This is a genomic window from Halobacillus litoralis (genome assembly GCF_009856415.1).
In the GTDB taxonomy this organism is placed as follows: domain Bacteria; phylum Bacillota; class Bacilli; order Bacillales; family Halobacillaceae; genus Halobacillus; species Halobacillus litoralis_C.
Window position 1 is genome coordinate 171,319 of the sequence record NZ_WMEZ01000007.1, and the last position, 11,373, is coordinate 182,691.

The window sequence follows — 11,373 nt, forward strand, 5'->3', positions numbered from 1 at the left end:
ATGACAGGATTGTGGAAGACTCAGTTTCGAGACTTTCCGGGGGGTTGCCGGGTTGAGTGTCAGGGGTGGTTGGGAAGCTATTCGCTTTCCTGGGGGGAGTGCCGAGCTTCCTCGGGCTACGCCCTGCGGGATCTCGCCGATCTCCTTTCTCCCACGGGAGTCTCCCAGCTTCCCAACCCCCCCATTCCAAGAGGGGGGAAACGAACCCCTTTGCCAAAGTTGGATGGTCTTCCACTATCCAGGTTGTAGGCATAAAACGCTATGGATCAATCTTTCGGGGTTCAAGTACCTCGGCTTGGGAGTATTATCCTTATACTCTCATCAAATAGAATAGCTGATTATTCATGAAGTGGTTTCGAGACACTGATATAGCAAAGGGGCGAGTCATCCCCCGGAGCCCCTAAGCTCACACAAAAGTCTCGAAACTGAGTCTTCATAAATAGGGATAGGGAGTTATTGTGGGATAAAGAGGATGGTTTTGTTCAATACTCTTGTCTCTGGCCCAATTGTTTTCAATCCACTTCATTTGTCGTTATAATAGGTAGAAGGTGAAATGGAATAGAAAGGGAAGGGGGGATTGTATGCCCGGCCCAGAAGCAGGTAAACGGCTAGAAATCCAGAGCTATAAGCACAATGGGCAGTTACACCGAGTTTGGGACAGTACCACCATATTGAAAGGGACAAGACATGTGATTATCGGAGCCAATGACCGTACGGAAGTAACAGAAAGTGATGGTAGAAGATGGATCACCAGAGAACCGGCCATCTGTTATTTCCACTCTAAATATTGGTTCAACATTATCGGCATGTTAAGAAATGATGGAGTATATTATTACTGCAATATTAGTTCTCCCTTCGTTTATGAAGATGAAACCATCAAATATATTGATTATGACCTGGACGTCAAAATTTTTCCTGACATGACCTATAAAATACTCGATGAAGACGAATATGAAATTCATAAAAAACGGATGAACTATCCACATGTGTTGGATCGTATCCTTTATAACAACATCGATATTTTAATCAGGTGGATTCGTCAGCGAAAAGGACCGTTCTCCCCAGAATTCATCGATCAGTGGTATGAAAGGTATTTAACGTATAGATAATGACTGATTGCGCACTTATAAAAAGTGCGCTTCGTTGTTGTTTGAAAGAAAGAAGGTGTTGTTTTGGACAGTATAAAAAGGTATTTGCGATTTGTGCAGCCTTACAAAGGGAAAATCATTCTCACTGTACTTATAGGAATCGTTAAATTTTCCATCCCTTTGTTAATGCCGCTTATCATTAAATATGTCATTGATGATATCATCAATGCAGAAGACATGACACAGGCAGAACGCCTGGATCAATTGTTTCTCATTTTAGGTGGAGCTTTTCTAGTTTTCCTCATTCTGCGACCGCCCATTGAATATATCAGGCAATACTTGGCCCAATGGATTGGAAGCAACATTTTATATGACATTAGAGAAAAACTTTTCGACCATATCCAACGTTTGAGCTTGCGCTTTTATTCTAGAACGAAAACAGGGGAAATCATCTCCCGTGTTATTCATGATGTGGAGCAAACGAAGACATTCGTGATTACAGGCCTTATGAACATTTGGCTCGATATGTTCACCATAGTCATTGCCATCATTATCATGTTGACGATGGATCCTTGGCTCACATTGGTGTCTATTGCTTTGTTCCCTTTTTACGGCTTTGCGGTCAAATATTTTTACGCGAGGTTACGAAAGCTTACACGCGATCGCTCACAGGCCCTTGCAGAAGTACAGGGGCATTTGCATGAACGGGTACAGGGGGTTCCGGTGACGAGGAGTTTCGCTTTAGAGGATCATGAACAAGAACAGTTTGATGTGAAGAATAAGAACTTCCTGGATAAAGCGATCACCCATACCAACTGGAACGCTTACACCTATTCTGTAACCAATACAATTACAGATCTTGCTCCATTATTAGTCATTGCTTTTGCCGGGTATCAAGTCATCACAGGGTCCCTGACAGTCGGTACTATGGTTGCGTTTGTCGGCTATATGGATCGTGTATATAATCCGCTACGCCGCCTCGTCAATTCAGCGACAGTGCTTACGCAATCCATCGCCTCCATGGATCGTGTTTTTGAATTTGTGGATGAGAAATATGACATTATCGATAAACCGGGAGCGAAGAAAATGGAACACGTGAGAGGCGATGTCAAAGTAGAGGGTGTCTCCTTTCGATATGATGAAGAAGATCCGCTCGTCCTTAAAAATGTCAACCTGGACATCAATCAAGGAGAAACCATCGCCTTTGTCGGCATGAGTGGGGGAGGAAAGTCGACCCTGATTAGTTTAATTCCCCGATTCTACGATGTCACTTCAGGGCGCATCTCTATTGATGGAACAGATATTAGAGACTTTGAGGCAAGATCTCTGAGGGATAACATTGGCATGGTGCTTCAGGATAATATTCTCTTTAGTGAGTCCATTGCAATGAATATACGAATGGGTAATCCGGATGCCACGGATGAACAAATGATTGAGGCTGCGAAAGCGGCGAATGCCCATGAGTTTATCATGAATCTTCCGAACGGCTATGATACGTTGGTCGGTGAAAGAGGTGTGAAATTATCGGGTGGTCAAAAGCAAAGGGTGGCAATCGCGCGGGTATTCTTGAAAAACCCACCGTTACTCGTTTTAGATGAAGCGACTTCTGCTCTTGATTTGGAAAGTGAACACCTCATTCAAAATGCTCTTGAACGTTTAGCTTCAGAACGGACAACGTTTATTGTGGCTCATCGGCTTTCTACCATCACCCATGCGGACAGGATTGTCCACATCGAGAATGGTGAAATTGTAGAAGTCGGCTCCCACCAGGAGTTGATGAAAAAACAAGGCCATTATTATGACCTGTATCAAGTGCAGGAACTGGATGATCATAAACAAGAATATATGGGAACGTAATCAACAGCTCAAGGTTCATAACCTTGAGCTCTTTTTGAGCTTTTGCATTAATAAGCCTTAACAATAGGGAGGATAGTAGAAGGGATAATAGAAGCCGAGTATGTCAGGCACACTCGGCTTCTTTGGATTTTATTTTTCTGATGTTTGGATAAAGTCATCTTGATGGCGGGCCTGGTAACTTTTCAGTAACTTCTTGAGTCGCTCCAACTGATAGTGGTACTCCATCAATTGTGAAGCAAGGGGAAGGAAGACCAGTTTATCAGGGTTATTGCTTTTTTCATATACACTCATCAGTCGCTCTACGAGCAAAGGGATGTCAGGTTCCTCAATTCGTCTCAACGATTGTTTATGTGTATTCTTAATACGACCTTTAAGACTAAGAATTAATTTCTCATGTGCATTGACCAACTTATCAAGCTCTTGTACGACGGCATCTTGAAACTGTTCTGGAATTTGTTCAATTTTATGTTCCAGACGATAAAAAGCTTTCAGGACATCGAAAGATTTTTTTGTCGTTGTAATCAATTGACGGAAAAGCACCATTTTTCTTCCCTTAGAGAAGTGACTCCCTTTGAAATACGTTCTTTCTTCTGAGTAAAGAAGATAGGTATGATCAATCCAACGCATATCGTCCTGGATTCTTGTAATTTCATATTTAAGGGCTGGTTCATCAGATAAGTTTCTTGTCGTCACTCTCAGCCATTGCAGAATATCGTTGGTGGCACGGTCAATTTTCGTAAACAGCCTTGTTTCGTATCGCGGTGGAAGAAAGACAAGGTTGACGATGAATGCCGCGAGGATCCCGAGTAGCATAGAGGTGAACCTGGAACCCGCGAAATATAAAAAGGTTTGGTCTGTAGAATCCATCAGGGCAATGACAGCTACAACGGCTAAAGCAATCGTGTTTTCGTTCATTTTTAGAGTCGTTGTCAATCCGATGACAAGGATAATGGCAAATCCTACGATAAACGGGTCATTGCCAAGGGTGAAAACAGCAACAATGGCGATCAACGCACCAATCGTGTTTCCTTGTACTTGTTCGATGATGGATTGATAAGATCGATAAATGGAAGGTTGAATGGAAAAGACGACAGCAATTGCAGCAAGTAGAGGAGAGACGAAACCGATCAAATGACCGATATATAGGGCAATCCCTACAGCTAATCCTGTCTTCATCATTCGTGCGCCTAATTTCATGGAAGACATCATCCTTTAAACGTAAAAATAATATGTTTTTAACATGAAGGTGGTTCCTAGAGACCTTTCATGTAAAAAATCGGATGCCCCCATTATACATCATTTCATAGGCGTTAGAACAAAAGAAAAAGCTTATGCGCGATCCGCATAAGCCAAAGGGGAACCAGCCCAAGCTGGAACCTATGAAAAGGGAAAGAAATGAAACAAAGATCATAATTCGTGGGAATATTCAGAATTATGTATTTATAATAGCATGAACATTTTATATAATCAACTAAATACTCAGAAAAAAGTAGTGAAAAAATCTCCCCTGCGATACAGGGGAGAAGGGGGATTAATCGTTGGCCATGGTCTGGAATGTAGTTTCGACCGCTTCTAACGTTTGATCGATATCTTCATCTGTATGAGCGGTTGTGAGGAACCATGCTTCATATTTCGATGGAGCAAGATTGATTCCCTCAGCAAGCATGAGCTTGAAGAAGCGAGCAAATTGTTCGCCATCCGTACTTTCTGCCTGTTCATAGTTTTCGACTTTTTCATCTGTGAAATAGACGGTCAAAGCGCCCTTCAGACGATTGATTTGAATTTGGATTCCGTGTTTTTCGGCACGATCTAGAATTCCTTTTTCCAAACGCGCACCGAGACGGTCCATTTCTTCATACACCCCTTGTTCTTGAAGTACCTCAAGACAAGCAATACCTGCAGACATGGAAGCGGGGTTCCCTGCCATCGTTCCTGCTTGATAGGCTGGTCCTAGGGGAGCGACTTGTTCCATAATATCCGCACGGCCACCGTAAGCACCAATCGGGAGGCCGCCACCGATGATTTTACCCATCGCTGTCATATCTGGTTCAATATCCAAGAGTTGCTGGGCGCTTCCGTATGTAAAACGAAAAGCGGTGATGACCTCATCATAGATCACTAAAGCGCCGGCTTTGTGGGTCAGTTCGTTCACTTCTTGTAAGAAACCTGGTTTAGGTTCCACAATTCCGAAGTTTCCTACAATCGGTTCGACGAGCACACCAGCAATTTCATCGCCGAATTTTTCAAGGGCTTGCTTGAATGGTTCGATGTCATTAAACGGTACGGTGATGACATCCTGGGCAATCGATGCAGGTACCCCGGCAGAATCTGGTGTCCCTAGAGTCGATGGCCCGGAACCTGCAGCTACGAGGACCAAATCAGAGTGGCCGTGGTAACATCCGGCAAATTTAATGATTTTGTTTCTGCCAGTATAGGCACGGGCAACTCGAATGGTCGTCATGACTGCTTCTGTACCTGAGTTGACGAACCTTACTTTATCTAACGAAGGAATGGCTTCTTTCAGCATTTTCGCAAAACGGTTTTCGAGGACGGTTGGTGTTCCGTAAAGCACACCGTTCTGCGCAGCTTTTGTTATAGCTTCTGTGATATGCGGGTGAGCATGTCCTGTAATAATAGGGCCGTATGCTCCTAAGTAATCAATAAATTCATTCCCATCAACATCATAAAAATGTGACCCTTTTGCGCGGTCCATATAAACGGGTGTTCCGCCACCGACGCCTTTGTAAGCGCGGGAAGGTGAATTGACGCCCCCAACGATATGTTCTTTTGCTTCCTTATATAAATGTTCTGATTGATTGAAATTCATAAGTAACCTCCTAGACAATGCTATTCAATGTTTATTGTAGCATGCTTGTCCATCCAGAATTACAAAGGTGCTTCCCGGATCATGGACCCAGGAAGCAGCCTTTGAAAGGTTCCTTCACTCTAGAGCGTTGAAACAGTAGTCCGATCGATTACGAGGAAAGTAACACTGAGCACACTCAAGCCTCAGTGCGAGCTGTTCTTAGTATAGGAATGCTGCACCAACGATGATTAGAAGGATGAAAAGAACAACGATTAGCGCAAAGCCTCCGCCATATCCGTAACCCATTCACAATTCCCCCTTTCCATTGTTTACTGTATCTTATGCAGACTTCGATTCGCGGGCTGTGCGTTCGCCCGGTTTTGTCTCAAAAATGGACCTTCATCCAATTCGGCCTATGAGAGGAAGGGAATAAAAGCCTCCTGCCATTCATATGAACAAGTAGGGCTTGTTTACTCGTTTTAAAAGGGGCATACCTATGATTACAATCATTATTTCAACGCTCTCCCTTGCAGTGATTGGAGTGAGTCTCCGACAAATTTTTAATTCCCTCGAATTCGAACACAAAATATTCTCTGTTCAACTCTTCGTCTCCATCATGATGTTATATACGATAGTTATGGTTGGTTTTGGAATTATTTATGCTGCTTTGATCCTCCAAGGAATAGAGGTTTATAAAGCAGACATGCCGTTTATTCAAGGTTATTGGATAAACGATATGATAAGAAGTGTGTATTTCAGTGGGGTGACCTTATTTACTGTCGGATATGGGGATTTGACGCCAGTAGGGATCGGCAAATGGATCGCAATCATTGAGGCGATGGTCGGGTACACTTTACCCGCTGCACTTGTGGCGAAAGTTTGGTTGAAGCATAAAGAAGAAGGCTGAAGTTGGAAGTTTGTCTATTTTTAAGGTAACCTAAGTGGTAGAAACCATTTAGGAGGGTCTTATTATGACAGTTGAAAAAGGAAAACAAGTACAAGACTTCACATTACCAGCAAACAGCGGCGAATCCGTATCCCTTTCTGATTATAAAGGGAAGAACGTAGTCCTTTATTTTTACCCAAAAGACATGACTCCTGGTTGCACGACGGAGGCTTGTGATTTCCGTGATCATCACGAAAGCTTCGAAGATTTGGATGCCGTTATCTTAGGTGTCAGCCCTGATCCAGTGGAATCTCATGAAAAATTCATCAACAAGCATGATCTTCCATTCCTTTTGCTTGCAGATGAAGATCATCAAGTCGCAGAACAGTTTGGTGTATGGAAACTGAAGAAAAACTTCGGCAAAGAATATTATGGCATTGAGCGTTCCACCTTTATCATTGATAAAGAAGGGAATCTTGCTGAAGAGTACCGAAAAGTTAAAGTTCAAGGTCACGTGGAATCAGCTCTAGAATATATCAAAGAAAATCTATCGTAAAATCAACCGAACCATAGTCTACAAGTGACTATGGTTTCTTTATCATCTATTATAGAAGAAAAGGGGAAGGAGCTGATTTCATGAAAATCGTTTCTGCGATTAAAAGAGTCCCGGATGAAATCCAACTGAGACTTCAAACGCGTTTTCCTGAAGCTGCTTTCATTTTCTGTCATGGGATGGGAGAAGCTAAATATTACCTTGAGGAAGCCGATGTCTTCATTACATATGGAGAAGATTTGGACCGAGAAAAGATACAGTCAGCCAAGAAGCTGAAATGGATCATGGTCTTATCTGCAGGAATGGACCGGATGCCTTTTGATGAGATTGCTAAAAGAGACATCCTCGTAACGAATGTAAGGGGCATACATGCACAACCTATGGCAGAGTACGCGATTTCCATGTTGCTGCAAGTTTCCCGTCAATCAAAAACCCTCTTCCAACAGGAACAGAAAGCAGAGTGGAGCCGCCGTCCTGTCATGAATGAAATAAGTGGACGTACAATGATTCTCCTTGGTACAGGAGCCATCCAACAAGAAGTCGCCCGTTTAGCGAAAGCTTTCAAAATGAAAACGATTGGTGTATCTAAGTCAGGAAAAAAGAAACCGCACTTCGACCAGAATTTCCCGGTACAACAATTGGAACTTGTTCTTCCTCTCGCGGATTTCGTTGTAGCTGCGCTTCCGAGTACTTCGGGGACAAGGTATTTACTTGAGGAGAAACATTTTAAAGAAATGCCGAAGCGTTCTATTTTTCTCAATATGGGGAGAGGAGATTTGGTGGCATCAGAAGTAATCTTACATGCGGTGCGTCAAAAAGAGATTGCACATGCAGTGCTTGATGTCTTTGAGCAGGAACCTTTACCTGAAGACCATCCGTTCTGGCGGGAAGAAAATGTAACGGTAACGCCACATTTATCAGGGATCTCTCCTCACTATGTTCCGAGAGGGTTTGATCTTTTTGAAAAGAATTTGTCTGTCTTTATAAGTGGAGAAGGAGAATTACGAAATATTATTGATCCAAAACGGGGGTATTAAGATGAGGATTTATACGCGTTCAGGGGATAAAGGGGAAACTTCTTTAATATATGGTCAACGTGTAGCGAAAAATGATATCCGAGTAGAGGCTTATGGCACATGCGATGAAGCGAACTCAATGATCGGTCTTGCTCTCAGCCATTTGAATCATGAAGATTGGACGGATAAGGAAGCTTTCTTACAAACCTTCCAGAAAATCCAGACGGTCTTGTTTCATGTCGGGGCGGAACTGGCTACACCTAAGGGGAAAGATGTCATGTGGAAATTGAAAAAGGAGCATATAGATGAGTTGGAAAAACAAATTGATAAATGGGATCAGTCCCTTGAACCTTTGAAGAATTTCATCCTCCCTTCCGGGCACCAGGCATCAGCCGCTCTTCACCTTGCTCGTACGGTGGTACGCAGGGCGGAAAGGATATCAGTAGCTTTAGAAGACGAATTGGATAACCAGCTAGTTGTCTCTTATTTGAATCGACTATCGGATTTTCTCTTTGTAGCGGCTCGATATGTGAATCGTCAACTTGGAGGAACAGAGACACCCCTGGATCCGGATGTATAAGGGACCGACTTTTTGAGTGGTGCTTTATATTGACAATTCCTTTATGGAAAGGTTACACTAATTGTAAGGATTCTAATTTAATAATATTATAAATCAAGAATCAGTTTATGAAAGCGAGGTGCATGACCGTGTCAGACCATCGACTCCAAGATGCCATTGATACACTGAAAGGCTCTGGTGTACGAATTACTCCACAGCGTCATGCGGTGCTTGAATACCTGCTGAATTCTATGACTCACCCAACAGCTGATGAAATTTATAAAGCTTTAGAAAGTAAATTTCCGAATATGAGTGTAGCCACGGTTTATAACAACCTCCGTGTATTCAGAGAAATTGGACTCGTACGGGAGCTTACTTACGGTGATTCTTCAAGCCGCTTTGATTGTAATACAAGCGATCACTATCATGCGATTTGCGAATCATGCGGAAAAATCGTTGACTTCCACTACCCAAGTTTGAACGAAGTGGAATCATTAGCTGAACAGGTGACTGGATTTAATGTAAGTCATCATCGCATGGAAGTCTATGGAACGTGCCCAGAATGCCAATCGAATAACGCTCACTAAAACTGGAAGCGCTAGGCTTTCAGTTTTTTATTTTTGAACCATAGCTGAACATAAAAAACTCCGCTGCCCATGCAGCGGAGTTTTTTGCTTGAAGTCACTTGATTGTTCATTTATTGCTGGCCTTGAGTTTCCTTCTGGTATCTCTTTTTATTGTATTTCTCATCAAAATCTTTTCCTTCTAAGGACTTGTCCATGGTAAGAGGCTGGTCACAATGCATGCACGCATCCACACGCCCAAGCATCTTGGTCGGTTTTTCACAAGATGGACAAACAATCTGCACGGTCTTCGTGGAAAGCATGCCGATCCAGAAATATACGACTGTACTGAGACCGACAAAACCCACGCCGAGAATCATGAATGTAGCCATCGCCCACATCGTATCTTTGAATAACAACCCGATGTACATCACGCCGATGCCAAGGAAGATCAGCCAGAAAGCAAAGGAACGAATCTTGTTGATTTTGCTACTGTATTTTAACGCCACTCAGGGTCCCTCCTTACTATCTACCACGTAGTATACCATATTTTCTTTAGGCAAATATAATAGGAAAAAAGGATTTTGCCTAAACATAGCGAATAAACACAAAGAAAGGGAAATTGAATGTGGGGGAAAGAATATGGAAGATCTATTACGCCCGATTTATCAAGAAAAAGCCAGTCAAAGTAATACGCTGGGCATTCTTATATTAGAAAAGAAGAAACCAATTAGCCCTGTAACGGATAATTTTGATGTCATTCTATTCATTATTGTCCGGGATGCGGAGGAACTATGGTATGTAAAACATTATGAATTTGAAAATAAATCAGCCGCTATGCATATAGTGGATGAAAAGCTTCTCCAACATTGGATCGATACAAGCTCTTATCGTCGAGCGGTAGAGTGGGTCATTAACGGCAACATCATCTTTGAGAGAAATGAGTATCTGACAATTTTGAAGGAACACTTGCGGGAGTTCCCTCAACAAACCCGCAATTTAAAGAAGGCGATTGAATTTGCGAAGTTGATTCGTAGTTATAGTGAATCCAAAGACTTGTATGATTCAGAGCAATACTTGGATTCGTACAGTCGGATGGTTAACTCTCTCCATTATCTAGCGCGGTTATCCATTATTGAAAAAGGGTTCCACCCAGAAGTAACGGTATGGAACCAGGTGAAACGGATAGAACCGGAAATCTATAAACTTTATCAGGAACTCATTGAAAGTGGTGAACCTACAGATAAAAGAATACAATTAATGATCCTAGCTGTTGAACATTCCATAAGTAAAAGGTCAAGGGCGAGTGCTCAGCATTTGCTGCAGCTTATGAGTGAAAGAGAAGAGCCCTGGTCGTTTGGAGAACTGAAAGTGCATCCTGAAATTCAAGAATACATCTTGGACTTATCTTCAATGATCGAATATCTTGTGGACCATCATGTCATTGAAGTTGTGCCTCAGGATACGAAAGGACCGCAAATATTCCATAGAAGATACAAGCCTGTCGATCAATATGTAGATCAGTAAAAAGCCCCCCTCTTCTGAATAGGTAATAGAAGAGGGGGATTTTTATTGTGAAAAAGTTATTGACGGAAGAATTCTCTCCATGCTATATTAATAAGCGTCGCATTAAGAGAGCGGCAACGAGCTAAACTAAATCATGAAAAAAGTTGTTGACACGAAACGACAGACATGATAAATTATTACTTGTCGCATTAAGAGAGCGACAAGCCGTAAACGGCTCACAGAAAAATAAATCGCAAAAAGTTGTTGACATTAGCAACTAGTCGTGATAAGATGATTAAGTCGCTGTTTTTAAGCGGCGGACGAAACATTTGATCTTTGAAAACTGAACGAACCAACCAGTACGTCAAAATATTTCTTCTTTATATAGAAGAGATTTGAAACAAAGCACATTCGGTGTGCAAATGAGCAAGTCAAACTTAACTTTTATGGAGAGTTTGATCCTGGCTCAGGACGAACGCTGGCGGCGTGCCTAATACATGCAAGTCGAGCGCGGGAAGCGAGTGGATCCCTTCGGGGTG

The 11,373-nt window shown here is 42.5% G+C and carries 12 protein-coding genes and 1 rRNA gene; 9 read left to right on the forward strand and 4 right to left on the reverse strand.

The genetic code is table 11. From position 1 onward, the window contains the following. Positions 1–581: 581 nt before the first annotated feature. The gene (gene ntdP / locus GLV98_RS16200) at positions 582–1,109 is read left to right on the forward strand and encodes a nucleoside tri-diphosphate phosphatase (RefSeq protein ID WP_160917111.1); all 528 of its coding nucleotides are present in this window, start codon (positions 582–584) and stop codon (positions 1,107–1,109) included. Positions 1,110–1,172: 63 nt separating this feature from the next. Beyond that, entirely contained in the window at positions 1,173–2,945 is a 1,773-nt protein-coding gene (locus GLV98_RS16205; protein ID WP_160917112.1) for an ABC transporter ATP-binding protein, read from the forward strand. Positions 2,946–3,074: 129 nt separating this feature from the next. On the opposite strand, the gene GLV98_RS16210 is transcribed toward GLV98_RS16205, so the two are convergent. From GLV98_RS16210 to GLV98_RS16220, 3 genes are all read right to left on the reverse strand, one after another. Beyond that, complete coding sequence (locus GLV98_RS16210; protein WP_160917113.1) at positions 3,075–4,142, reverse strand: FUSC family protein; 1,068 nt, start codon at positions 4,140–4,142, stop codon at positions 3,075–3,077. Positions 4,143–4,476: 334 nt separating this feature from the next. After that, positions 4,477–5,772, reverse strand: coding sequence for a glutamate-1-semialdehyde 2,1-aminomutase (locus GLV98_RS16215; RefSeq protein ID WP_160917114.1), 1,296 nt, complete (start codon positions 5,770–5,772; stop codon positions 4,477–4,479). 198 nt (positions 5,773–5,970) lie between these two features. Next, entirely contained in the window at positions 5,971–6,057 is an 87-nt protein-coding gene (locus GLV98_RS16220; protein WP_085030712.1) for a YjcZ family sporulation protein, read from the reverse strand. A gap of 190 nt (positions 6,058–6,247) precedes the next feature. Here GLV98_RS16220 and GLV98_RS16225 point away from each other — a divergent pair, with 190 nt between their 5' ends. The 5 genes from GLV98_RS16225 to perR all read left to right on the forward strand — a co-directional run bounded on the left by GLV98_RS16225 (position 6,248) and on the right by perR (position 9,352). Continuing rightward, positions 6,248–6,658, forward strand: coding sequence for a potassium channel family protein (locus GLV98_RS16225; RefSeq protein ID WP_160917115.1), 411 nt, complete (start codon positions 6,248–6,250; stop codon positions 6,656–6,658). A gap of 64 nt (positions 6,659–6,722) precedes the next feature. Continuing rightward, positions 6,723–7,193 (forward strand): thioredoxin-dependent thiol peroxidase, encoded by a 471-nt coding sequence (bcp, locus tag GLV98_RS16230; protein WP_160917116.1) that lies wholly within the window; start codon positions 6,723–6,725, stop codon positions 7,191–7,193. 80 nt (positions 7,194–7,273) lie between these two features. Next, positions 7,274–8,227, forward strand: coding sequence for a D-2-hydroxyacid dehydrogenase (locus tag GLV98_RS16235; protein WP_160917117.1), 954 nt, complete (start codon positions 7,274–7,276; stop codon positions 8,225–8,227). A 1-nt stretch (position 8,228) separates the two neighbouring features. Then, positions 8,229–8,786, forward strand: a complete 558-nt coding sequence (locus tag GLV98_RS16240; protein ID WP_160917118.1) for a cob(I)yrinic acid a,c-diamide adenosyltransferase — start codon at positions 8,229–8,231, stop codon at positions 8,784–8,786. A gap of 122 nt (positions 8,787–8,908) precedes the next feature. After that, complete coding sequence (gene perR, locus GLV98_RS16245) at positions 8,909–9,352, forward strand: peroxide-responsive transcriptional repressor PerR (protein WP_160917134.1); 444 nt, start codon at positions 8,909–8,911, stop codon at positions 9,350–9,352. A gap of 110 nt (positions 9,353–9,462) precedes the next feature. On the opposite strand, the gene GLV98_RS16250 is transcribed toward perR, so the two are convergent. After that, positions 9,463–9,837, reverse strand: a complete 375-nt coding sequence (locus tag GLV98_RS16250) for a DUF2614 family zinc ribbon-containing protein (protein WP_160917119.1) — start codon at positions 9,835–9,837, stop codon at positions 9,463–9,465. A gap of 133 nt (positions 9,838–9,970) precedes the next feature. On the opposite strand from GLV98_RS16250, the gene GLV98_RS16255 reads away from it, so the two are divergent. Beyond that, a complete protein-coding gene (locus GLV98_RS16255) occupies positions 9,971–10,855 on the forward strand; it encodes a nucleotidyltransferase-like protein (RefSeq protein WP_160917120.1) in 885 nt (294 codons plus the stop codon). 422 nt (positions 10,856–11,277) lie between these two features. After that, positions 11,278–11,373, forward strand: a 16S ribosomal RNA gene (locus GLV98_RS16260); the annotation flags it as partial.